General features: G+C 66.9%; 24 protein-coding genes. 14 read left to right on the top strand and 10 right to left on the bottom strand.

What is annotated here, in order from left to right; genetic code table 11:
• Positions 1–66 precede the first annotated feature (66 nt).
• The 3 genes from folK to hda are packed head-to-tail and all read right to left on the bottom strand — an operon-like array spanning position 67 to position 3,053.
• Positions 67–714: a 2-amino-4-hydroxy-6-hydroxymethyldihydropteridine diphosphokinase gene (gene folK, locus GOQ09_RS07515; RefSeq protein WP_347563335.1), complete on the bottom strand. Its 648-nt coding sequence runs from the start codon at positions 712–714 to the stop codon at positions 67–69.
• The gene (pcnB, locus tag GOQ09_RS07510) at positions 711–2,348 is read right to left on the bottom strand and encodes a polynucleotide adenylyltransferase PcnB (protein WP_157612869.1); all 1,638 of its coding nucleotides are present in this window, start codon (positions 2,346–2,348) and stop codon (positions 711–713) included. The genes folK and pcnB overlap by 4 nt, the downstream gene beginning before the upstream one ends.
• An 18-nt stretch (positions 2,349–2,366) precedes the next feature.
• The gene (gene hda / locus GOQ09_RS07505) at positions 2,367–3,053 is read right to left on the bottom strand and encodes a DnaA regulatory inactivator Hda (RefSeq protein WP_278189369.1); all 687 of its coding nucleotides are present in this window, start codon (positions 3,051–3,053) and stop codon (positions 2,367–2,369) included.
• 132 nt (positions 3,054–3,185) lie between these two features.
• Here hda and purM point away from each other — a divergent pair, with 132 nt between their 5' ends.
• The 5 genes from purM (at position 3,186) to GOQ09_RS07480 (ending at position 7,613) form a co-directional block, all read left to right on the top strand.
• Positions 3,186–4,226, top strand: coding sequence for a phosphoribosylformylglycinamidine cyclo-ligase (gene purM / locus GOQ09_RS07500; protein ID WP_157612867.1), 1,041 nt, complete (start codon positions 3,186–3,188; stop codon positions 4,224–4,226).
• Positions 4,227–4,269: 43 nt separating this feature from the next.
• Positions 4,270–5,334 carry an AI-2E family transporter gene (locus tag GOQ09_RS07495; protein ID WP_157612866.1) on the top strand — a complete coding sequence of 355 codons (1,065 nt, stop codon included), beginning with the start codon at positions 4,270–4,272 and terminating at the stop codon, positions 5,332–5,334.
• 109 nt (positions 5,335–5,443) lie between these two features.
• Complete coding sequence (locus GOQ09_RS07490; RefSeq protein WP_157612865.1) at positions 5,444–6,028, top strand: cysteine hydrolase family protein; 585 nt, start codon at positions 5,444–5,446, stop codon at positions 6,026–6,028.
• Positions 6,025–6,648, top strand: coding sequence for a DJ-1/PfpI family protein (locus GOQ09_RS07485; protein WP_157612864.1), 624 nt, complete (start codon positions 6,025–6,027; stop codon positions 6,646–6,648). Before GOQ09_RS07490 ends, GOQ09_RS07485 begins: the two co-directional genes overlap by 4 nt.
• Positions 6,618–7,613 carry a GlxA family transcriptional regulator gene (locus tag GOQ09_RS07480; protein ID WP_157612863.1) on the top strand — a complete coding sequence of 332 codons (996 nt, stop codon included), beginning with the start codon at positions 6,618–6,620 and terminating at the stop codon, positions 7,611–7,613. The genes GOQ09_RS07485 and GOQ09_RS07480 overlap by 31 nt, the downstream gene beginning before the upstream one ends.
• Before the next feature lie 15 nt (positions 7,614–7,628).
• Here GOQ09_RS07480 and GOQ09_RS07475 read toward each other — a convergent pair whose 3' ends face one another.
• The 6 genes from GOQ09_RS07475 to murJ all read right to left on the bottom strand — a co-directional run bounded on the left by GOQ09_RS07475 (position 7,629) and on the right by murJ (position 12,982).
• Positions 7,629–8,927, bottom strand: coding sequence for an RNA polymerase sigma factor (locus tag GOQ09_RS07475; RefSeq protein WP_157612862.1), 1,299 nt, complete (start codon positions 8,925–8,927; stop codon positions 7,629–7,631).
• A 67-nt stretch (positions 8,928–8,994) separates the two neighbouring features.
• On the bottom strand, positions 8,995–9,414 hold the full coding sequence (locus GOQ09_RS07470) for a YciI family protein (protein WP_157612861.1): 420 nt from the start codon (positions 9,412–9,414) through the stop codon (positions 8,995–8,997).
• Between the two features lie 29 nt (positions 9,415–9,443).
• The gene (locus tag GOQ09_RS07465) at positions 9,444–9,872 is read right to left on the bottom strand and encodes a YciI family protein (RefSeq protein WP_157612860.1); all 429 of its coding nucleotides are present in this window, start codon (positions 9,870–9,872) and stop codon (positions 9,444–9,446) included.
• Positions 9,873–10,005: 133 nt separating this feature from the next.
• Positions 10,006–10,434, bottom strand: coding sequence for a bleomycin resistance protein (locus GOQ09_RS07460; RefSeq protein WP_157612859.1), 429 nt, complete (start codon positions 10,432–10,434; stop codon positions 10,006–10,008).
• The gene (locus GOQ09_RS07455) at positions 10,434–11,285 is read right to left on the bottom strand and encodes a SirB1 family protein (protein ID WP_157612858.1); all 852 of its coding nucleotides are present in this window, start codon (positions 11,283–11,285) and stop codon (positions 10,434–10,436) included. The genes GOQ09_RS07460 and GOQ09_RS07455 overlap by 1 nt, the downstream gene beginning before the upstream one ends.
• 143 nt (positions 11,286–11,428) lie before the next feature.
• Positions 11,429–12,982, bottom strand: a complete 1,554-nt coding sequence (gene murJ / locus GOQ09_RS07450; protein WP_157612857.1) for a murein biosynthesis integral membrane protein MurJ — start codon at positions 12,980–12,982, stop codon at positions 11,429–11,431.
• A gap of 106 nt (positions 12,983–13,088) precedes the next feature.
• On the opposite strand from murJ, the gene rpsT reads away from it, so the two are divergent.
• Entirely contained in the window at positions 13,089–13,403 is a 315-nt protein-coding gene (rpsT, locus tag GOQ09_RS07445) for a 30S ribosomal protein S20 (protein WP_007831346.1), read from the top strand.
• 132 nt (positions 13,404–13,535) lie between these two features.
• On the opposite strand, the gene GOQ09_RS07440 is transcribed toward rpsT, so the two are convergent.
• A complete protein-coding gene (locus GOQ09_RS07440) occupies positions 13,536–13,865 on the bottom strand; it encodes a DUF3579 domain-containing protein (RefSeq protein ID WP_157612856.1) in 330 nt (109 codons plus the stop codon).
• A 161-nt stretch (positions 13,866–14,026) separates the two neighbouring features.
• Between GOQ09_RS07440 and GOQ09_RS07435 the strand changes: the two genes are divergently transcribed.
• The 8 genes from GOQ09_RS07435 (at position 14,027) to GOQ09_RS07400 (ending at position 21,211) form a co-directional block, all read left to right on the top strand.
• Positions 14,027–15,235, top strand: a complete 1,209-nt coding sequence (locus tag GOQ09_RS07435) for an aspartate aminotransferase family protein (protein WP_157612855.1) — start codon at positions 14,027–14,029, stop codon at positions 15,233–15,235.
• Entirely contained in the window at positions 15,232–16,167 is a 936-nt protein-coding gene (gene argF / locus GOQ09_RS07430) for an ornithine carbamoyltransferase (RefSeq protein ID WP_157612854.1), read from the top strand. Before GOQ09_RS07435 ends, argF begins: the two co-directional genes overlap by 4 nt.
• Before the next feature lie 23 nt (positions 16,168–16,190).
• A complete protein-coding gene (locus tag GOQ09_RS07425) occupies positions 16,191–16,499 on the top strand; it encodes a YkgJ family cysteine cluster protein (protein WP_157612853.1) in 309 nt (102 codons plus the stop codon).
• A 74-nt stretch (positions 16,500–16,573) separates the two neighbouring features.
• The gene (gene kynB, locus GOQ09_RS07420; RefSeq protein ID WP_157612852.1) at positions 16,574–17,227 is read left to right on the top strand and encodes an arylformamidase; all 654 of its coding nucleotides are present in this window, start codon (positions 16,574–16,576) and stop codon (positions 17,225–17,227) included.
• Positions 17,228–17,239: 12 nt separating this feature from the next.
• On the top strand, positions 17,240–18,526 hold the full coding sequence (gene kynU, locus GOQ09_RS07415; RefSeq protein WP_157612851.1) for a kynureninase: 1,287 nt from the start codon (positions 17,240–17,242) through the stop codon (positions 18,524–18,526).
• Between the two features lie 13 nt (positions 18,527–18,539).
• Entirely contained in the window at positions 18,540–19,025 is a 486-nt protein-coding gene (locus GOQ09_RS07410; protein WP_157612850.1) for a hypothetical protein, read from the top strand.
• A 16-nt stretch (positions 19,026–19,041) separates the two neighbouring features.
• Positions 19,042–19,878 (top strand): tryptophan 2,3-dioxygenase, encoded by an 837-nt coding sequence (kynA, locus tag GOQ09_RS07405; RefSeq protein ID WP_157612849.1) that lies wholly within the window; start codon positions 19,042–19,044, stop codon positions 19,876–19,878.
• Between the two features lie 82 nt (positions 19,879–19,960).
• Positions 19,961–21,211 (top strand): SMI1/KNR4 family protein, encoded by a 1,251-nt coding sequence (locus GOQ09_RS07400; RefSeq protein WP_157612848.1) that lies wholly within the window; start codon positions 19,961–19,963, stop codon positions 21,209–21,211.
• Positions 21,212–21,227: the final 16 nt, after the last annotated feature.

Raw genomic sequence — 21,227 nt, 5'->3', positions numbered from 1 at the left:
AACCGCGCAAGTGTAATGGGCGGAGCAAAGACGCCCGTTCCACGGGGTTCCAGCCCCTTCCCACGGTCAGTCGCGAATTCGCTCGATCACCTGCGAGGACACCCGGGCGAGCGCCGCGCGCGGCACCTTGTCCGGCGCAATTTCTGCGAGCGGCTTCAATACGAAGGCGCGGTCGCGCATGCGGGGGTGCGGCAAGCTCAGGGCGGGGGTGTCCTTGATCGCATTTCCGTGCATCAGCAGGTCGAGATCGAGCGTGCGTGGCGCGTTGGGAAAAGGCCGCTCGCGGCCGGCATGTTCTTCGAGCAGATGCAACTCGGACAGGAACGCCTCGGCCGTGAGTCCGGTTCTTACAGCCACCACGGCGTTGATGAAGTCTGGTCCGGTCGCATCGACCGGCGCGCTGCGGTAAAGCGACGAGCGCGCAGTGACCACCGTGCGCTCGATGGCGCCGATGGCGTCCATGGCCGCTTTCACGGCAGCCTGGGCGTCGCCCAGGTTGGCGCCGATGGCGACGAAGGCCTGCACGGTCGGATAGTCCTCGCGCGTACGGCGCGCGGCGGGGCTTCCCGGCGCCACCTTGCCCGAAGGCCGGCTGGGCGCACGCCGTGCGGGCGCCGGCCCACTCTTCGGCTTGGACGACGGACCGCCACGCGAGGGCGCGCGATCGCTGCCGCTGCTCTTTTTGCCGTCCTTCGGCCGGTTTGGCGCGCTCATTCGGCTGCGGCGCTCCCGCCGCCCTCGCCGCCGCTACCGCCACCACCGCCGGTGCGCGGCTTGCGGCGACGGCGGCGCTTGCGCGGTGCGGCCGCTTCGCCATCGGGCGGCACGGCGCCGGCCTCGACTTCCGCTTCCGCCTCGTCGTCGTCCTGCCGCGGCTCGGCATCGGCCTGGCGCTGGCGCGCAGGCGGTTCGCCGCGAGGCTTCGGCGCCACGGGGTCGCGCGTGCGCACGCGCTGCCTGGTCTTTTGTTCGTCGCGCACCTGCTCCAGCAGGTCTTGCCGGCGCACGTCGTCAGCGGTGCTGAACTCCTGCCACCACTCGGCAATGGCCTCGCTGACCTCGCCCACGTCGGCGCGCAGCCGCATGAAGTCGAAGGCGGCGCGGAACCGCGCCTGCTCGACCAGGCTGTAGGGCGTGGAGCCGGTGCGCTTGTCGAAGCGCGGCTGCATCATCCAGATCTCGCGCATGTCGCCGGCGAGCTTGCCGCGGCCCGATACGTCGCCGATGCGGGCGTTGAACACGTCGTCGATCGCGTCTTGCAGCGCCGGGAAAGGCGGCTGCGGGCGCTGGCCGTGCCGGCCTTCGATGCGCTGGGCCCAGCCGTCGCGCACATCCGCCCACAGCACGCAGGCCAGCAGGAAGCTGGGCGCCACGGGCTTGCCTTCGCCCACGCGGCGGTCGGTGTCCTGCAGGGCGGCCTTCACGAAAGGCGAATCGGCGCGCTCCACCACCACGTCGAGCAGCGGATAGATGCCCGTGACCAGGCCCAGCTTGCGCAACTGCTCGACCGTGGCAATGGCATGGCCGGTTTGCAGCAGCTTGAGCATTTCGTCGAACAGGCGGCTTTGCGGCACGTCAGCCAGCAGCTTGCTCGACTCGACCAGCGGGGCGGCCGTCTTGGCTTCCATCTTGAAGCCCAGCGCCGCGAGCTTGGCCGAGAAGCGAATGGCGCGAATGATGCGCACCGGGTCTTCGCGGTAGCGGGTGGCCGGGTCGCCGATCATGCGCAGCGTGAGCTTCTGCGCGTCCTTGATGCCGTTGTGATAGTCGACCACGATCTGGTTGGCCGGGTCGTAGTACATGGCGTTCACGGTGAAGTCGCGGCGCGCTGCGTCTTCTTCCTGCGGGCCCCACACGTTGTCGCGCAGCACGCGGCCGCTGGCGTCCACTGCGTGCTTCATGCTTGCGAGCTCGCCCTTGCTGGTGCGCTCGTTGCCGGCCACCTGCTCGGCGGCGGCGTTGTCCATGTACGCGCGAAAGGTCGAGACCTCGATCACCTCGTGCTCGCGGCCCCGGCCGTACACCACGTGCACGATGCGAAAGCGCCGCCCGATGATGAAAGCCCGCCTGAAGAGCGACTTGACCTGCTCCGGCGTGGCGTTGGTGGCCACGTCGAAGTCCTTCGGGCGCAGGCCCAGCAGCAGGTCGCGCACCGCGCCGCCCACCACATAGGCCTCGTAGCCTGCCTGCTGGAGCGTGGTGACCACGTTTTTCGCGCGTTCGTCGACCAGGGCCGGATCGATCTTGTGAACCTCCGCAGGCACCTCCTGGCGCTTGCCGAAGCGGCTCTTGCCCTGCGCGCCGCCGGCCGATTTGCCGAGCAGCTTGTCGATGAATTTCTTGATCATTGTTGGTTGAAGCTCTTCTTATTCGTTTTCGAGCATGGATCGGATCAGCGGGATCGTGATCGCGCGCTGTGTCTGCAGGGCATAGCCGTCGAGCTGCGTGAGCAGCTCCATCAGGCTGCCCAGGTCGCGGCTGAAGCGGTGCAGCATGTAGTCGAGCACGTCGTCCGACAGCATGACGCCCCGCGCATCGGCCGCCTGGCGCAGCACCGCGCGGCGTTCGCTTTCGCTCAGCACCTGCAGGTGGAACACATGGCCCCAGCCCAGCCGGGTGCGAAGGTCTTCGCGCAGCGACAGGTCGGCCGGCGGCAGGGCGCCGGCGGCCACCACCCCGCGCTGCAGGGTTTGCGCGTTGACGAACCAGTTGAAGGCCGCGTGCTGCTGCACGGCGGTGTAGAGGTGCACGTCGTCGAGCAGCACGGCGCCCCAGCGCTCGTCGAACTCGGGCGGCTCCAGCAGGCCGGCGTGCAGCCAGCCCACGCTCGCGCCCTGCTCGCGCAGTGCGACACGCACCGATTCGAGCAGATGGGTCTTGCCGCTGCCGCCTTCGCCCCACAGATAGGTAGGCACAGGAGAGTGCGGCACCGAATTGCCGGCGCCGCCCACCCACAGTTGCAGGTGCCGCAGCGCCGCCTCGTTCGGGCCGGCAAAAAAAGCGTCGAAGCTGGGGCCCGTCGCAATGCCGATATCGAGCGCGAGCTGTTTCATCCCGGGAAGGTTCATGGAAGGGGCCGCTGGGGCCCTTAAAATCGTGAGGAATTCTATCGGCCCGGCCGCTTCGGTCGCCGGCGCCTCCACCTCTTCGCCTCCTTCCCGTCCCTTTCCCGACACCGTCTGACCATGACTTCCCCTACGCCCACCCCGCTCAGCTACAAGGATGCCGGTGTCGATATCGATGCCGGCGACGCCCTGGTCGACCGCATCAAGCCCCTGGCCAAGAAGACCCTGCGCGAAGGCGTGCTGGCCGGCATCGGCGGCTTCGGCGCCCTGTTCGAGGTGCCCAAGCGCTACAAGGAGCCGGTGCTGGTGAGCGGCACCGACGGCGTGGGCACCAAGCTCAAGCTGGCGTTCGAATGGAACATGCACGACACCGTGGGCATCGACCTGGTGGCCATGAGCGTCAACGACGTGCTGGTGCAAGGCGCCGAGCCCCTGTTCTTTCTTGACTACTTCGCTTGCGGCAAGCTCGACGTGGACACGGCCGCGGCCGTGATCGGCGGCATCGCCCGCGGCTGCGAAATTTCGGGCTGCGCGCTGATCGGCGGCGAAACCGCCGAAATGCCCGGCATGTATCCGGCCGGCGAATACGACCTGGCGGGCTTTGCGGTCGGCGCGGTCGAAAAATCGAAAATTCTCACGGGTCAGAACGTCAAACCCGGCGACGTGGTGCTGGGCCTGGCGTCGGCCGGCGTGCATTCCAACGGCTTCAGCCTGGTGCGCAAGGTGATCGAACGCGCCGGCGCAGACCTGCCCGCCACGCTCGACGGCAAGCCGTTCCGCCAGGCCGTGATGGAGCCCACCCACCTTTATGTGAAGCCGGTGCTCGAGGCGCTGGCCAAGCACCCGATCAAGGCGCTGGCGCACATTACCGGCGGCGGCCTGCTCGAGAACATTCCGCGCGTGCTGCCCGAAGGCACGGCGGCCCACCTCAAGAAGGGCAGCTGGCCGCAGACCGAGCTCTTTGCCTGGCTGCAGAAGGTGGCCGGCATCGACGACATCGAGATGAACCGCACCTTCAACAACGGCATCGGCATGGTGGTGGTGATCGACTCGGCCGAGGCCGCCGCCTGTGCAGCCACGCTGCGCACGGCCGGCGAGGCGGTGTACGAGATCGGCACCATCGCCGACCGCGGCACCGGCGCCGCCGTGGTGGTCGGCTGATCTTCCTTCCGAGTCTCGCAACAAGCGCAGCACCCGGACCCTGATGTCCAAACCGCTCGTCGTCAACATCGACACCAAGTCCCAGCCCGCCTCGCGCAACGTGGTGCTGGCCAGCTACCTGCTGATGCCGGCCGCGCTGCTGCTGGTGATGTGGCAGCACCTGCTGCCGGGGCTGCTGTGCGTATGCATCGGCTTTCTGGCCACTCGCCGGTTTGCACGCCTGATCGGCGGCGGCCTCGCCAGGGCAAGGCTGCCGCAAGCCCGTGCCGATGTGCTCGCCCGGGTGCTGGCGGTCACGCTGGTGCTGCTGGCGCCCATCGCGCTGATCTCGGTGGGGCTTTCGCAAGCGCGCGAGTACATCGTCGACGCGCCCGACCAGTACCGCGAACTGCTCGACTACACGGCCCGCACGGTGCTGGAACTGCGGCTCAAGCTGCCGCCCGAAATTGCGGTCTACCTGCCGGAGGGCGCGGCCGAGGTACAGCGCGTGGTGGCCAACTACCTCCGGGCGCAGGCTGGCTCGCTGGCGCTGGCCGGGCGCGCGTGGCTGGGCGGGCTGCTGTTTGCCTATGTGGGCCTCATCGTGGGCGGGCTGGCGGCTATTGCGCCGCCGCCGCTGCAGCGCCGGCCCCTGGCCGCGCAGCTGTACCGGCGCATCACCATCTTCGGCGAAGCGTTCGGGCAGATCGTTGCGGCGCAGTTCTGGATTGCGGCATTCAACACCCTGCTGACCGCCATCTTCCTGCTGTTCCTGCTGCCACTCTGGGGGCCGCACCTGCCCTACACGCCGGCGCTCATCACGCTGACCTTCGTGGCGGGCCTGGTGCCGATCGTGGGCAACCTGGTCTGCAATGCGGTGATCACGCTGGTGGCGCTGTCCGTCTCGCCGATCACGGCACTGGCCTGCCTTGTCTTCCTCATCATCATCCACAAGGCGGAATACGTGATCAACGCCAAGGTGGTCGGCAGCCGCACGCAGATGCGGGTGTGGGAACTGCTGGCGGTGATGTTCGTGGCCGAGGCGGTGTTCGGCCCGGCCGGGCTGGTGGCGGCGCCGCTTTTCTACGCTTACCTCAAGAAAGAGTTGCAGGCCGCCGGCCTGGTCTAGCTCCAATGTCCTGATTTGATCGGTTCTGGTCCGCTTCGGCGCGGACCATGGACTGGCGGCGCACAAGAATAGGCGGCATCATTCACTCCGCCCTTCGAGCCCCATGCCCATGAAATCGTGTCTGATAGTGATCGACGCGCAGGAATCCTTCCGCCAGCGCGGCTACTGGTCCGAAGAAGTTGCGCGGTCTTATTTCGCGGCCCAGAACGCGCTGATCGAAGGCTGCGCGGCCGCCGGCATTCCGATCGTGCGGGTCTTCCATGTCGATGAGCCTGCCGTGGCAAGCCACCCCTTCGCCGTCGAATCCGGACTGGTGCGGCCGATCGACGGCCTGGCGGCATTCGAAGCCGCAGCCACATTCACCAAGCACCGCCACAGTGCGCTGGTCAACAGCGGGCTCGACATCTGGCTCACGCAGCAGGGCATCGGCCGGCTGATCGTGAGCGGCATCCGCACCGAGCAATGCTGCGAAACCACCACGCGCCATGCTTCCGACCTGGGCTGGGAAGTCGACTACGTGACCGAGGCCACGCTCACCTTTGACATGGTGCAGCCCGACGGCCGTCCGCTTGCCGCGGCCGACATCAAGGCTCGCACGGCGGCTGTGCTGGATGGCCGATTCGCCACCGTCTGCACCGTGGATCAGGCGCTCGAACGCGCCGGCGCCCTCTCCGCCGGGACGGTCGCCGCATGACGTTGCGGGTACTGATCCTTGCCTTCGACGGTGTCGAGGCGCTCGACTTTGCGGGCCCGTTCGAGGTGTTCACCACGGCGAGCCGCGTCAGCCAGCGCCTGAATCCCGGCACGGAGGCACCGTTCGAGGTCGCCTCCGTGGCGCTCGCAAGCTCGGGCCAGCCCGTCCAGGCCCGAGCCGGCCTGCGCCTGCTGGCGGACCACGACCTGGCCGACAACCCCGCAGCCGACCTCCTGATCGTGCCCGGCGGCGTGGTCGATGCGCCGATGGCAAGCCCCGCCACCCTGCGCTGGATTGCGGACTGCGCGGCCGGCGCACAGCTGGTGGCCTCGGTATGCACCGGCGTGTTCCTGCTAGTGAAAAGCGGCGTGGTCACGCGAGAGGCCGTCACCACCCACTGGGAAGACATTGCAGACCTGCGCGAACAGTTTCCGCTGCTGGATGTGCGCGAGGGCAAACGCTGGGTCGACAGCGGCCGCATCGTCAGCTCCGCAGGCATCAGCGCAGGCATCGACATGAGCCTGTACCTGGTCGAGCGGCTGGCCGGCCGCGCGCTGGCCGAACGCACGGCGCGCCAGATGGACTACACATGGATCTCCAGCAGCAGCCCATCCGCGTAGTGTTCGTGCTGCTGCCGGGCAGCCTGGTGCTCGACTGGGCTGGGCCTGCCGAGGCGTTGCGCATCGCCAACCAGCGGCTGCGCGCCGCGGGCCAGCCCGAGCGCTTCGAGATCGAATTCGCGGGCCCGCGGCCGACCTCTGTCGGCTCGGTGGGCGTGGCGCTTGCCAACCTTGCGCCGTTGCCGGTGCAATGGCACGGGCCCGCGTGGGTGGTGCTGGTCGGACTGCCCGGCGACTTCATCGCGATCGACAACGCCGAGACGCAAGACCTGCTGCACTGGCTGCGCGGCCAGCGCTTCGAACGCGGCTGGCTCGAGCTGGTCACCGTGTGCGCCGGCGCCCTGCTGGCGGCGCATGCGGGCGCACTCGCCGGCCGGCGCGCCACCACGCACCACCATCACCTGGACGAGTTGCGCTCGGTGGAGCCGCGCTGCGACGTGGTCGCCAACCGCGTGTTCGTGATCGATCCGCCCGTCTACAGCAGCGCGGGCGTCACGACCGGCATCGACCTGGTGCTGCACCGCATCGCGGATGTGTGCGGCGAAGCGCTCGCGGCCCAGGTGGCGCAGACGATGGTGGTGGCGCAGCGGCGCGGCCCGCACGACCCGGAGCTTTCGCCCTTTCTCGCGTACCGGAACCATCTGCATGCCGCCCTGCACCGGGTGCAGGACGCCGTCAGCGAGCAGCCCCAGGCCGACTGGAACGTGCCTCGCATGGCGGAAGTGGCCCACACCTCGGCGCGGCACCTGACGCGGCTGTTCGTGGAACACGCGGGTGTGGCGCCCCTGGCCTATCTGCGGCGGCTGCGGCTGGCGGCGGCACAGCTCGCGCTGGCCTCTGGCGCCAGCGTGACGCGAGCGGCGGAAATCTCGGGCTTCGGCTCGGACACGCAACTGCGCCGCGCTTGGCATCAGTTCGGATTGCCGGGCTCGCCTTCGGCCGCCACGCCTGCGCCGACCGCCTAGCGGCGCGGTGCGCAGTCAGGCAGGCGGAAGGAGGCAGGCGCGTGCCCGCGCCAGCAGCAGCGTCCGCTCTCGCGTGTTGCGCGTAAGCGCGGCGGCGCGATCGAATTCCTTGCGCGCCTCCTCGTAGCGGCCCAACTTGAAGAGCAGGTCGCCGCGCACCGCCGGCAGCAGGTGATAGCCCTGCAATGCGGGCTCGCCGAGCAGCGCATCCACCACCTCCAGCCCCGTCGCCGGCCCAAACGCCATGGACAGCGCCACGGCGCGGTTGAGCTCGACGACAGGCGACGGAGAAAGCTCGGCCAGCGCGTCGTACAACGCCGCAATGCGGGGCCAATCGGTTTCCCCGGCCGTGCGCGCGCGCCCATGGCAAGCGGCAATGGCGGCTTGCAAGGCATAGGGCCCCAAGGCTCCTCCGAGAGCCTCCGCACGGGCAAGCGCCGCCAGGCCGCGGCGAATCAGCATGTGGTCCCAGCGCGCGCGGTTCTGCTCCAGCAGCAGCACCGGTTCGCCCGACGGGCCGACGCGCGCCGCGGTGCGGGACGCCTGGATTTCCATCAATGCCACCAGGCCGTGCACTTCCGCCGCATCGGGCACGAGCTCGGCCACGATGCGGCCGAGGCGCATGGCTTCGTCGCACAGCGCGGGCCGCATCCAGTCATCACCCGCCGTGGCCGAATAGCCTTCGTTGAAGATCAGGTAGAGCACCTCGAGCACCGAGGCGAGCCGCGCCTCGAGCTCGTGCCGACGCGGCACCTCGAAGGGCACGCGCGCCTCGAGAAGGCTGCGCTTGGCGCGCACGATGCGCTGCGCCACCGTGGCCTCGGGCACGAGGAACGCGCGGGCAATTTCATCCGTCGTGAGGCCGCCCATCAGCCGCAGCGTGAGCGCCACGCGCGCCTCGGTCGAAAGCACCGGGTGGCACGCCGTGAACACCAGCCGCAGCAGGTCGTCGCCGATGTCGTCGTCCAGCGCGGCATCGACCGCTTCGGCGAAATCGGCCTGCGCCATGGCGTGCTGTGCGTCGAGTTCACGGCCGATCTCGCCGGCCTTGTGCTCAGCCAACTGCCGATGGCGCAGCCGGTCGAGTGCGCGGCGCTTGGCCACGGCGGTGAGCCAGGCGGCGGGATTGTCGGGCACGCCGGTTTCGCTCCATTGCTCCAGGGCCGAGACCAGCGCGTCCTGGGCCAGCTCTTCGGCCAGGCCCACGTCGCGCACCATGCGCGCAACGGTGGCGATGATCTTCGCGGACTCGATGCGCCACACCGCCTCGATAGTGCGGTGGATGGCGGCGTCGTCCCGAGGCGCGGCGCTCATTGGGCAAGCTCCGCGCTGCGCACTGCGGCGGGAGCCCCCTTCGGAGCGGCCGGGCGAGTGCTCATGCCTAGGTCTTCTTGACCGCCTGCATCGACGCCATCTCGGCGGTCAAGGCCTGCACTTCGGGCGGATAGTCGGCAATCTCCTGGATCTGGCGGACCTCGATCACCTCGTTTTCGCTGCCGGGGCAGCGCGTGGCCCATTCGATCGCGTCGGCGCGCGAAGGCACGTCGATGATCCAGTAGCCGCCGAGCACTTCCTTGGCTTCGGCAAAGGGGCCGTCCACCACCTTGGGCTTGCGGCCCGGAAAGCTCACGCGTGCGCCCATCGAGGGCGGATGCAGGCCGTCGCAGCTGATCAGGATGCCGGCCTTCTGCATCGACTCGTTGTAGGCCATCATGGCCCCGACCGCTTCGACGTCATCCGGAATGGTGCCAGGGGCGGCTGTTTCGTAGCCGTGGGGAATCATCAGCAGCATGAATCGCATGGCAGGTCTCCTTGATGCGGTTTCTTGATTCAGTTGCCGGCCTTGGTACGGGCCTCGGTCTCGGCGCGCAGGCGGTCTTCCTGCGCCAGCAGCTCGGGCGTCATGGAGTCGCCGAAATCGGAGGCCTCGAACACCTGGCGGATCTCGATCTCGCCCTCTTGGAACGGGCTGCGCTTGATCCATTCGATGGCTTCTTCCTTCGACTTGACCTGAAGCAGCCAGAAACCCGCAAGCAGCTCCTTCGTCTCGGCAAACGGACCGTCGATCACCGTGCGCTTGGAGCCTTCGCAGCGCACGCGCGCGCCCTTTGAAGACGGATGCAGCCCTTCGCCCGCCAGCAGCACGCCGGCCTTGACCAGTTCCTCGTTGAACTTGCCCATGGCGGTGAGCACTTCGGTGCTGGGCATGACGCCCGCTTCGGAATCCTTGTTGGCCTTGACCAGAACCATGAATCGCATGTCGTTTCTCCTGAAGGTTGTTGAATGAAGCGGGAGACGCTGAAAACTGCGCGCTCCTGTTCACACGTCGGACGAGCGGAAGCCGGATCGACACGTCGGCGCCGGTCCATTTGTAATCTTTTGTATCAGCAATTCAGGGCAAATAGCCGCAGAAGCGCAGGATGTGTCCATCGGGTTCGCGGATCGCGAATTCGCGCAGGCCCCAGGGTTGCGACGTGGGCGGCTCCACCACGGTGACGCCGCGCTTCACATAGGCGGCGTGCAGGCCGTCGATGTCCTTGCCCACGTGGATCACGATTTCGCCGCGCCAGGGTGCGGCCCCGCGCGTGTTGCACTGCCACAAGCGCAGGTAGACCGGATCGCCATAGCTGCGGTCGCCCTTCTTCACCCGGGCATAGCTGGGTGGCTCGCCGGCGATGAAATCGAGCTCGAAACCCAGGATGTCCCGGAACCAGCGCGCGGCACGCGTGACGTCGGACACCGGCAGCACCGGCTGCACGCCGTGAAATTCGTGAAGCGTGCCGAGATCGGAGGCGTCGGCAACGCCGCTCCTGGCGCTCATCAGTTGGCCGCTCGGCGCAAGGCGGCCACCCGCTCCGCAATGACGTCGACGTCCAGCGCGTCTTCCGCGTGCTCCAGATAGGTTTCCAGGTCCCTCACCGCGGCGGCGGTGTTGCCCTGCTCGGCATGCGCAATGCCGCGGTCGCGGTATTCGCCCCAGGCGGTGGGCAGCAGCGCAATGAGCCGGTCTTGCACGGCGATGGCGCGCTGCCAGTCTTCCTGGGCGCGGTGCACTTCCTTCAGGTTGCGCAGCATGCGTCCGATGATTTCGCGCGAGCTGGCGGGCTGGAGGTAAAGGCCCAGCGGCACGTCGAAATCGCCCACCAGCCCGTTGCTGCGCTTGTACGGCTCGAGGCGCTCGCCGAGCTCTTCGCGCGATAGCGACTTGCCGGTGAAGGGATCGATGACCACCTGCCCCTTCGGCAGCGTGACCTTGAGCATGAAATGCCCCGGAAACCCGATGCCGCGCGCCTGCAGGCCGAGCCCCTGGGCCAGTTCCATCCACAGCACCGCCAGCGAAATGGGAATGCCGCGCCGCGTGCGCAGGACGGCATTCAGGTAGCTGTTGTCCGGGTCGTAGTAGTCGTTGACGTTGCCGCCGAAGTTCAGGTCATTGAAGAAGAACTGGTTGAGCGCGCGCAGCCGGGCGAGCGGCGCGGCGTCGGCGGGCAGCCGGCGCTTGAGGCGGGCCAGCAGCTGGTCGACGTCGCCGAGTACCTGCTGCACGTCGAGGTCGGGGTATTCGTCCTGCGCAAGGCTGGCGGCAGCCTCGAGCAGCGGAAAGTGGTCGTCGCTCTGCACCAGCGATTCGAAATACGCCAATGCCGTGGGAACCTGAAAGCTGAACGTCATGTGTCTTTGTAGAGGAGCATTCGGGGAGCGTCAAGGCGGTGTTTTCAGCTTGCGCAATGCGAAAACGCCGCGGCTGAGGGAGCCGACGGCGGTTTGGTCCAGCCCCTGTTATCGGCCTTTTTTTCGGCCGCTTTACCGGTGCCTTAGCGGCGCATGAAACTGCGCAGCCGCACGCCCACGGCGGCCAGCACGGCAAAGTACAGCAGCCCCGCCCCCGTGATCAGCGCCGCCAGCAGCCCGATGCGGTGCAAGCGCTGGGCCCGTAGGCCGATCCAGTCGAAATAGTACGAACCCCACGCCAGCAGAGCGGCCAGCACCAGCGTGCCCGCCGCCACCTGCAGGATGAACTTGCCCCAGCCCGGCTCGGGCTTGTAGCTGCCGCGCCGGATCAAACCCACCAGCAGCCAGATGGCATTGACCACCGCGCCGATGCCGATGGTGAGGGTGAGCGCGGCATGCTGCAGCACCGGCACCAGAAAGACGTTGAGCAGTTGGGTCAGAACCAGCACGCACACCGCGATGATCACCGGCGTGCGCATGTCGTATTTGGCGTAGTAGCCCGGCGCAAGCACCTTGATGGCCACGATCCCGACCAGCCCGACGCCGTAGCCCATCAATGCGAGCGTGGTGCGCTTCACGTCGTCGGCACCATACGCGCCGTTGTGAAAAAGCACCGCGACCAGCGGCTGCGAGAACAGCAGAAGCGCAATGGCGCACGGCGCCGAGAGCAGCACCACCAGCCGCAGGCCCCAGTCGAGCAGCGCCGAATAGCGCTCGTCGTCCTTGGCGGCGCGGGCACCCGCCAGCTGAGGCATCAGCACCACGCCGAGCGCAACGCCGAGCATGGCGGTGGGAAACTCCATCAGGCGGTCGGCATTGACCACCCAGGTGACGCTGCCCGTGGCAAGGTGCGATGCAATCTGCGTATTGATGAGCAGCGAAACCTGCGCCACGCTCACGCCCAGCAAGGCCGGCAGCATGAGCTTCAGCACCTTGCGCGTGGTCGGGTCGGTCCAGGCGGCGCGCAGCGCTCCGAAGGTTGCACCGATGCGCGGCATGAGGCCGAGCGCGCGCAGTGCGGGCACCTGCAGCGCCAGCTGAAGCACGCCGCCGACCAGCACGCCGGCGCACTGCGCGTAGATCGGCTCGATGCCGTAGCGCCTGAACAGCGGCGCGCCGGCCACGATGGCAAGAATCAGCGAAATATTGAGCAGCACCGGCGAGGCGGCCGGCACCGCGAACTTGCGCCAGGTGTTCAGCACCCCGCCCGCTAGCGCCACGAGCGACATGAAACCGATGTACGGAAACATCCAGCGCGTCATGACCACGGCCGCGTCGAAGCCCTTCAGCCCGCTCGCCATGGCCCACACCAGCCACGGCGCGCCGACCACGCCGGCCACGCACACGACCACCAGCGCCCAGGTGAGCAGTGTGGCCACGTGGTCGATCAGCGCCTTGGCGCCCTCTTCCCCGGCTTCTGTCTTGTGCCCGGCCAGCACCGGCACGAAAGCCTGGCTGAAGGCGCCTTCGCCGAAAACCCGCCGGAACAGGTTGGGAATGCGGAAGGCGACGTTGAAGGCGTCGGTGAGGGCGCTGACGCCGAACACCGAGGCAAAAAGCACGTCGCGCACGAGGCCCGTGATCCGCGATGCGAGCGTCAGAAGGGAAACGGTGGAGGCGGATTTGAGCAGTGACACGGGGCGAGTGTAGGGCCCGGCAAGCCCCCGATTCGGCGAAAAACCCAACCCGGCCTATAATGGAGGGCTTTGCTGCATCATCCTCAGACACCTAAGGAACTAAATCATGGCATCCGCCAAGCCCAAGAAAAAGAACCCGCGCCTCGCCTCCGGCCGTAAGCGCGTCCGCCAGGACACCAAGCTCAACGCTGCGAACACCTCGCTGCGCTCCAAATACCGCACCGCCGTGAAGAATGTCGAAAAGGCCGTTCTGGCCGGCGACAAGACCAAGGCAAGCGAACTCTTCGCCAAGGCCCAGAGCATCGTCGACACCGTCGCCGACAAGGGCATCTTCCACAAGAACAAGGCAGCTCGCGACAAGAGCCGCCTGTCGGCGAAGGTCAAGGCCCTCGCCCTCGCGCCTGAAAAGGCAGCCGCCTGACACCTGTCAGGCAAGCCCGGACCGGAATTCTCCGGTCCGCCGTTTGATCGGGGTGCGCTGCAGCAAAGTGTAAAAAACCGCCTTCGGGCGGTTTTTTCATGGGCGACCGCTTTGTGAAACCGGGCCGCGGGCTCAGGTCTTGGGCGTTGCGGCCGGCGCGTCAGGGACGAGGCAGGCCTCGGCCACCTGAAGGTCGTTGTCCCGCGCAAAATTGACGCAAAAATCCCAGGCCATAGGTTCGGCATCGCGCAGGGCCCGGTTCACAACCACGCACTTCACGCCGTTGATGGTGGTGGGAACGCACCACGGCGAATAGCTCAGATGGCTGCCGGGATAGGCGCCGCCAGGGCGAAAAGAGCACATGACGCCGGCCAGCCGCTCGGCCCAGTCGCTCGGGCGAAAAGTCCGGCCATCATGGGTGATGCCCTGGATGAAGATTTCTTTGGCAGTGGGGGAAATCATCGTTGAATGAGGCGCCCGCAGGCAGGTGCTGCGGTGCAGCAAGAGATTCTATCCGCGCCACTTTGCAGCCTGGCCCAAGGGCATTGCTGTAATGCGGAATCCTCAATGAAGCTGTCCGATCGGACGCCTAGAATCCGCGGTTCCCTATCTGGAGAACCCGAATGAGCGCTACCGCCCAGCCCACCTCGCCCCACGTCATGAACACCTACGGTCGCCTGCCGATCGCGCTGTCGCACGGCCAGGGCTGCCGAGTCTGGGACACCGCGGGCAAGGCGTATCTCGACGGTCTTGGCGGCATTGCCGTGAACACGCTGGGCCACAACCACCCCGAACTGGTGCCGGCGCTGCAAGACCAGATCAGCAAGCTGATTCACAGCTCCAACTACTACCACGTGCCGGGCCAGGAGCAGCTTGCCACCAAGCTGACCGAGCTTTCGGGCCTGACCAACGCCTTCTTCTGCTGCACCGGCCTGGAGGCCAACGAAGCCGCGCTGAAGCTAGCGCGCAAGTTCGGCCACGACAAGGGCATCGACCGGCCGGAAATCGTGGTTTACGAAGCCGCTTTCCACGGCCGCAGCATCGCCACCCTGTCGGCCACGGGCAACCCGAAGGTGCAGGCCGGGTTCGGTCCGCTGGTCGAGGGCTTCATCCGCGTGCCGCTGAACGACATCGAGGCGCTCAAGAAAGCCACCGAAGGCAATCCCAACGTGGTGGCCGTGTTCTTCGAAACCATCCAGGGCGAAGGCGGCATCAACCCGATGCGCTGGGAGTACCTGAAGCAGGTTCGCGCCCTGTGCGACGAGCGCGACTGGCTCATGATGATCGACGAAGTGCAGTGCGGCATGGGCCGCACCGGCAAGTGGTTTGCGCACCAGTGGGCCGGCATCAAGCCCGACGTGATGCCGCTGGCCAAGGGCCTGGGCTCGGGCGTGCCGATCGGCGCGGTGGTGGCCGGCCCCAAGGCCGCCAACATCTTTGGCCCGGGCAACCACGGCACCACCTTCGGCGGCAACCCGCTTGCCATGCGTGCCGGCGTAGAGACCATTCGCATCATGGAAGAGCACAAGCTGCTCGAAAACGCCGCCGCGGTGGGCGAGCACCTGAAGAGCGCGTTGCAGCGCGAAATCGGCGGCCTGGCCGGCGTGAAGGAAATCCGCGGCCAGGGCCTGATGCTCGGCATCGAGCTCGACCGGCCCTGCGGCGTCATCCTGAACCGCGCCTGCGATGCCGGCCTGCTGCTGAGCGTGACGGCCGACAAGGTGATCCGCCTCGTGCCGCCGCTCATCCTGAGCGTTGCCGAGGCCGACGAAATCGTCGCCATCCTCGCGCCTATCGTCAAAACATTCCTGTCGGAGCCAGCAGCGCAATGACGACCGCCACCACGCCGAACGCCATCCGCCACTACCTGCAGTTCTCGGACTTCACAGCCGACGAGTACGCCTATCTTTTCGATCGCATGGCGATCATCAAGAAGAAGTTCAAGACCTACGAAAAGCACCAGCCGCTGACCGACCGCACGCTGGCGATGATTTTCGAGAAGGCCAGCACGCGCACCCGCGTGAGCTTCGAGGCGGGCATGTACCAGTTGGGCGGCAGCGTGGTGCACCTGACCACCGGCGACAGCCAGCTTGGCCGGGCCGAACCCATCGAGGACAGCGCCAAGGTGATCAGCCGCATGGTCGACCTGGTGATGATCCGCACCTACGAGCAGACCAAGATCGACACTTTCGCGGCGCACTCGCGCGTGCCGGTGATCAACGGCCTGACCAACGAGTTCCACCCTTGCCAGATCCTCGCGGACATCTTCACCTACATCGAGCACCGCGGCTCGATCCAGGGGAAGACCGTGGCCTGGGTGGGCGACGGCAACAACATGGCCAACACCTGGCTGCAGGCGAGCGAGATCCTCGGCTTCAAGGTGCATGTGAGCACACCCAGCGGCTACGAGGTTGATCAATCCGTAGCTGGCTTGCGTTCTGCGGACAGCTACGAGGTCTTCAAGGACCCGATGGAAGCCTGCCGCGGCGCCGACCTCGTCACCACCGACGTCTGGACCAGCATGGGCTACGAGTCCGAAAACGAAGCGCGCCGCAAAGCCTTTGCCGACTGGTGCGTCGACGAAGACATGATGCGCGTCGCCCAGCCGGACGCCCTCTTCATGCACTGCCTGCCCGCTCACCGCGGCGAGGAAGTGCAGGCCGAGGTCATCGACGGTCCGCAGTCGGTGGTGTGGGACGAGGCCGAGAACCGGCTCCACGCGCAGAAGGCGCTGATGGAGTTCTTGCTGCTCGGCAGGCTCTGAAAAAAAACTGAAGGCGCGGCCGCGTGTCTCATTGCCAGCAATGCGGCGCCTGCTGCGCCAGCTACCGGGTCGACTTCAGCGTCCACGAGCTCGACGACAACGGCGGCAAGGTTCCCTCGGGCCTTGCCGTCGAAGTGAACGACGCCCTCTGCCGCATGCGCGGCACCGACCACACGCCCATGCGTTGCGCGGCCCTGACCGGCAAGATCGGCCAGTCGGTGGCCTGCGGCATCTACGAATGGCGGCCCAATCCATGCCACGAGCTGCAGGCCGGCAGCGACGCCTGCGAGCGCGCACGCGCCAGGCACGGGCTTCCCACGCTGTCCTCCTGAACCGATCATCTGGTCACGTCGTGTGTTGGAAATAACCGACACCACGACCCCGCTCCCGGCGCTAACTTTGCGCCATGCGTTCTTTGCAACCTCAAACCCGCATCTGGGACATCTCGCCTCCCGTGCATGAAGGCACGCCGGTGTTCCCCGGCGACACGCCCTACCAGCAGCGATGGGCCGCGACCATTTCGCAGGAGTGCCCGGTAAACGTCAGCGAGATCAAGCTCTCGCCGCACGTGGGTGCGCATGCGGATGCGCCTCTGCATTACGACCCCGAGGGCCAGACCATCGGCCACGTCGATCTCACGCCCTTCCTCGGCCCTTGCCGCGTGATCCACGCGATTGCCAAGGGCCCGCTGATCGAGTGGGAGCACATCTCGCACGCCATCACCAGCCAGTTGCCGCCCCGCGTGCTGGTGCGCACCTACGCCGCCATGCCGATCGCCCAGTGGGACCCGCAGCTCGCGGCCTATGCACCTTCCACCGTCGAGCGCTTGGCGGCCATGGGCGTCAAGCTCATCGGCATCGACACGGCCAGCATCGACCCGGCCGACAGCAAGACGCTGGAAAGCCACCAGCGCATTCGCCGCCTCGACCTGCGCGTGCTCGAGAACCTTGTGCTCGACGACGTGCCCGAAGGCGACTACGAACTCATCGCGCTGCCGCTCAAGCTGGTCAGCGCCGACGCTTCCCCCGTTCGCGCCGTGCTGCGTGACCTTCCACGCTGAAAACTCCGCCCAATGACGACTCTTGAAGACTGCCGTGCGCTCGACGCGCAAGACCCGCTGCGCTCGCTGCGCGATCAATTCACCTTGCCGCCGGGCGTGATCTACCTCGACGGCAACTCGCTCGGCGTGCTGCCCAAGGCCGCGCCGGCACGCATTGCCGAAGTCGTCGCAGAGGAATGGGGCCAAGGCCTGATCCGCTCGTGGAACACGGCCAACTGGTTCGACCTGCCGCAGCGCCTCGGCGACAAGGTAGCCCGGCTGATCGGCGCGGCGCCCGGCGAAGTGGTGTGCACCGACAGCACCTCGGTCAATCTCTACAAGGTGCTCTTCGCGGCGCTCTCGCAGCAAAAGGACAGCGGCCGCAAGCTGGTGGTCAGCGAACGCAGCAACTTTCCGACCGACCTCTACATTGCCGAATCCCTGTGCCGCGAGCGCGGATTCACGCTCAAGCTGATCGACGCGGACGAGTTGCAAGGCCCGGACTCGGTGCTGACCGAAGAAGTGGCCGTGCTGATGCTCACGCACGTGAACTACCGCACCGGCGCCATGCACGACATGAAGGCCATCACCGCCGCCGCGCACGCAGCCGGCGCGCTCACGGTGTGGGACCTCGCGCACAGCGCGGGCGCCGTACCGGTCGCGCTGAACGAAAGCAATGCCGACTACGCCATCGGCTGCGGCTACAAGTACCTGAACGGCGGCCCCGGTGCGCCGGCTTTCGTGTGGGTTCATACGCGGCATGCGGGCAAGTTCGAGCAGCCGCTGTCGGGCTGGTGGGGCCATGCGGCGCCTTTCGAATTCACGCCGCACTACCGGCCAGCGCCGGGCGTGGGCCGCTACCTTTGCGGCACGCAACCGATCATCGCTCTGGCGGGGCTCGAATGCGGGTTGGACACCGTGCTTGCGGCCGAGGCTTTCGACGGCGGCAAGGGCGGCATGGCCGCGCTGCGTGCCAAGTCGCTCGCGCTCACCGATCTTTTCATTGCACTCGTGGAAGAGCGCTGCGCAGGTCAAGGTCTTTCCCTTGTCACGCCGCGAGAACACGCACGCCGCGGCTCGCAGGTCTGCCTGAGTCGCGCCGAGGGCGCCTACGCCATCGTGCAGGCGCTGATCGCGCGCGGCGTGATCGGTGACTACCGTGCCGGCGATTCGCAGATGCCCGATATCCTGCGCTTCGGCTTCACGCCGCTGTACCTCGGCTTCGAGGACGTATGGAATTCGGTCGAGCACCTGGCGCAGGTGCTCGAGTCGGGCGAGTGGCAGCGCGAAGAATTCAACCGCAAGAACGCAGTGACCTGAGCAATACGTACCCATGAAACACACAGCGATCTCCATCTTCGCCTCGCTCCTGATGCTGGCCTCGCCGGCCTTCGCACAGCAGACGAGCTACACGCTCGACCAGCTCAAGGCCTTCGTCGCCCTGACGCCCGACGCGTTCCGGCAACAGGTCAAGGCCCAAGGCTTTTCGTACGCCGACAAGACCGTGACTCCCGAGGTCAGCATGATCGAATACGACAAGGTGGTCGACGACCACACGATCCGCTTCATGAAGTCCACCTACGCGGAAGGCGGCGCTGACGCGAACAACATCCAGCTGTCCCTGACCGACAAGGCCGCCTTCGAGCGACTGGTGAAGGAGGTGCGCGCCGCGGGCTACGCACCGGCTAAAAAAGGCCGTATTCCCGGCGGCGAGACTTACCAGGAGTTCAAGCGCAAGAACGAGGTCGTGCGCTTCGTCTATCCCGCGAAAGATTCGGTCCCGGGCCGCCCCTCCTACACCGCCGTGGTCTGGCGATGACTGGCCGGCAAGCATCATGAGCACCGAAAAAATCGTTCACGAAGAAAAGGCGCAGCTGGATTTCAGCGCGTCGATGAGCTACGGCGACTACCTGCACCTCGACCAGATCCTCAACGCGCAGCATCCGCTCTCGCCCGCGCACGACGAAATGCTTTTCATCGTGCAGCACCAGACCAGCGAGCTCTGGATGAAGCTCATGCTGCACGAGCTGCGCGCCGCCACCACCTGCATTGCGCAAGAAAAACTTGCCGACGCTTTCAAGATGCTGGCCCGCGTGAGCCGCATCATGGAACAGCTCGTGAGCGCATGGACCGTGCTCTCGACCATGACGCCGCCCGAATACACGGCCATGCGGCCCTACTTGGCCAACTCGAGCGGCTTTCAAAGCGCGCAATACCGCTGCATCGAGTTTGCGCTCGGCAACAAGAATGCCGCCATGCTCAAGCCGCACGCGCACCGGCCCGATCTGCTGGCGCAGGTCGACGAAGCCTACCGGTCGCCTTCGCTTTATGACGAAGCGCTGAAGCTGCTGGCGCGCCGCGGCCTGCCGGTGCCCGCCGATCACCTGGAGCGCGACTGGACGCAGCCGTATGAAGTCAGCGACGGCGTGGAGGCCGCATGGCTCACGGTGTACAGAAACCCGCACGACCATTGGGACCTTTACCAGCTCGGCGAAAAGCTCACCGACCTCGAAGACGCGTTCCGGCTCTGGCGCTTTCGCCATGTGACCACGGTCGAACGCGTGATCGGCTTCAAGCGCGGCACGGGCGGCACGGGCGGCGTGAGCTACCTGCGCAAGATGCTCGACGTGGTGCTGTTCCCCGAGATCTGGAAGCTGCGCACCGACCTTTGATGCAGCCGCATGCGCGGCACGCCATGCAAGTGCTTGCTCCATTTGCACAAAGCGCTACATTGGCAACAACGGAGGCGCTGCAATGAAAGATGTCCAGTTCTCGCTCGAAGAGCTTGCTACCTTGCGCGAACATGGCGTGGTCCTGTTCGCGGACCGCGTGATCTTCGACGCGCAGCCGGCGATGCCCGCGCAGCAGATCGCGGCCGTCCAGGCCCTGTGCGCAGGCCCGACTCCCGAGCCGCTGCTCGAACTGTGGCGGCAAACGGCGGGCGGGCGGCTCGATTACGACCTGTCGCTGCCGATGAACGGGAACATCGAATCCATCAGCTGGTCGGAGCTGTTCTGGAACGGCAGCGACGGTTATCGCGATCTGCAGGGCTGGATCGAGCATGAGCAGGAGCTGGCCGAAGAGGCTGCCGAAGCAGAGGGCCGCGACTGGACCGGCAAGCTCACGCACCTGCCTTTCGGTGGCTTCGAATACCTGGACCGCATCTATGCGGTGGTCGAGCCCGGTCCCGAACACGGCCACATCACCGCATGGAAGCACGGGCTGCCGCCGGCCTGGACGCATGCGCTGCATGAAGACGGCGTGAGCACCATCGCGCCCGACCTGTACAGCGCCTTTGGGGCACTGCATCTCGATGAAGACCCGCTGGCACCCACGGGCGATTATTTTTCCGGCCAGGCCCTCCTCCAGTACCTGGACGACCGGCACCAGGACCATGGCCTGGACCTCGACCTGATGGACAAGCTGGTGAGCTTCTATTGCCGCGCCGTGATCGACTGGCGCACACCGCTGGCCAACGGAACGCTGCGCCGGCTGCCGGCCACTGCGCGCGCGGCGCTGCACCATGCAATTGCCAGCAACGACGCGGACCTGGTCGCCGAACTCGCCGCCGCGGGCGTCAGTTTCGAGGGCCCGCAGCAGGGAAGTGCGCTGGCCACGGACGTTGCCATAGGCAACGGTGCCTTTGCCGCAGCCATGGCGCTGGTCCGCGCGGGTGCTCCCGTGGCACGCGACGCGTTGCGCAACATCGACGGCCAGATTTCACCCGAGCTCACGAGAGCGCTGCTCGCGAACGGGGCCGAGCCGAACGTGGCGGCCATCGTCAAATGCGCTGCCTGCGGCGCGCCCGCGAGCGCGCACCTGATCGCCGATGCATGCGCGCAGGCCGGCATCGATGTGGCGCCCGCTTTCGACGCCGAGCGCGATGCGATGCTGGCCGAACTCGAGGCCACGCTGCTTGAGGTGCGCGACGGTTCTCACGGCCACTATCTCGGCCCCGAGGGGTTGGCCGAACGGATCGAGCACCTGCAGACATTCAGGCTCTGAGAGCCCGGGGGCGCAG

This window comes from Variovorax paradoxus (assembly GCF_009755665.1).
GTDB lineage: Bacteria > Pseudomonadota > Gammaproteobacteria > Burkholderiales > Burkholderiaceae_C > Variovorax > Variovorax paradoxus_G.
Note: the sequence above shows the minus strand (reverse complement) of the source record. Positions and strands in the feature narration are given on the sequence as shown.

Excerpts from the sequence above, each read along its gene's own strand:
- folK (WP_347563335.1), bottom strand. The coding sequence starts at position 714 with ATGAGCGCGCCAAACCGGCCGAAGGACGGCAAAAAGAGCAGCGGCAGC.
- pcnB (WP_157612869.1), bottom strand. The coding sequence starts at position 2,348 with ATGATCAAGAAATTCATCGACAAGCTGCTCGGCAAATCGGCCGGCGGC.
- hda (WP_278189369.1), bottom strand. The coding sequence starts at position 3,053 with ATGAAACAGCTCGCGCTCGATATCGGCATTGCGACGGGCCCCAGCTTC.
- purM (WP_157612867.1), top strand. The coding sequence starts at position 3,186 with ATGACTTCCCCTACGCCCACCCCGCTCAGCTACAAGGATGCCGGTGTC.
- GOQ09_RS07495 (WP_157612866.1), top strand. The coding sequence starts at position 4,270 with ATGTCCAAACCGCTCGTCGTCAACATCGACACCAAGTCCCAGCCCGCC.
- GOQ09_RS07490 (WP_157612865.1), top strand. The coding sequence starts at position 5,444 with ATGAAATCGTGTCTGATAGTGATCGACGCGCAGGAATCCTTCCGCCAG.
- GOQ09_RS07485 (WP_157612864.1), top strand. The coding sequence starts at position 6,025 with ATGACGTTGCGGGTACTGATCCTTGCCTTCGACGGTGTCGAGGCGCTC.
- GOQ09_RS07480 (WP_157612863.1), top strand. The coding sequence starts at position 6,618 with ATGGATCTCCAGCAGCAGCCCATCCGCGTAGTGTTCGTGCTGCTGCCG.
- GOQ09_RS07475 (WP_157612862.1), bottom strand. The coding sequence starts at position 8,927 with ATGAGCGCCGCGCCTCGGGACGACGCCGCCATCCACCGCACTATCGAG.
- GOQ09_RS07470 (WP_157612861.1), bottom strand. The coding sequence starts at position 9,414 with ATGCGATTCATGCTGCTGATGATTCCCCACGGCTACGAAACAGCCGCC.
- GOQ09_RS07465 (WP_157612860.1), bottom strand. The coding sequence starts at position 9,872 with ATGCGATTCATGGTTCTGGTCAAGGCCAACAAGGATTCCGAAGCGGGC.
- GOQ09_RS07460 (WP_157612859.1), bottom strand. The coding sequence starts at position 10,434 with ATGAGCGCCAGGAGCGGCGTTGCCGACGCCTCCGATCTCGGCACGCTT.
- GOQ09_RS07455 (WP_157612858.1), bottom strand. The coding sequence starts at position 11,285 with ATGACGTTCAGCTTTCAGGTTCCCACGGCATTGGCGTATTTCGAATCG.
- rpsT (WP_007831346.1), top strand. The coding sequence starts at position 13,089 with ATGGCATCCGCCAAGCCCAAGAAAAAGAACCCGCGCCTCGCCTCCGGC.
- GOQ09_RS07440 (WP_157612856.1), bottom strand. The coding sequence starts at position 13,865 with ATGATTTCCCCCACTGCCAAAGAAATCTTCATCCAGGGCATCACCCAT.
- GOQ09_RS07435 (WP_157612855.1), top strand. The coding sequence starts at position 14,027 with ATGAGCGCTACCGCCCAGCCCACCTCGCCCCACGTCATGAACACCTAC.
- argF (WP_157612854.1), top strand. The coding sequence starts at position 15,232 with ATGACGACCGCCACCACGCCGAACGCCATCCGCCACTACCTGCAGTTC.
- kynB (WP_157612852.1), top strand. The coding sequence starts at position 16,574 with ATGCGTTCTTTGCAACCTCAAACCCGCATCTGGGACATCTCGCCTCCC.
- kynU (WP_157612851.1), top strand. The coding sequence starts at position 17,240 with ATGACGACTCTTGAAGACTGCCGTGCGCTCGACGCGCAAGACCCGCTG.
- GOQ09_RS07410 (WP_157612850.1), top strand. The coding sequence starts at position 18,540 with ATGAAACACACAGCGATCTCCATCTTCGCCTCGCTCCTGATGCTGGCC.
- kynA (WP_157612849.1), top strand. The coding sequence starts at position 19,042 with ATGAGCACCGAAAAAATCGTTCACGAAGAAAAGGCGCAGCTGGATTTC.
- GOQ09_RS07400 (WP_157612848.1), top strand. The coding sequence starts at position 19,961 with ATGAAAGATGTCCAGTTCTCGCTCGAAGAGCTTGCTACCTTGCGCGAA.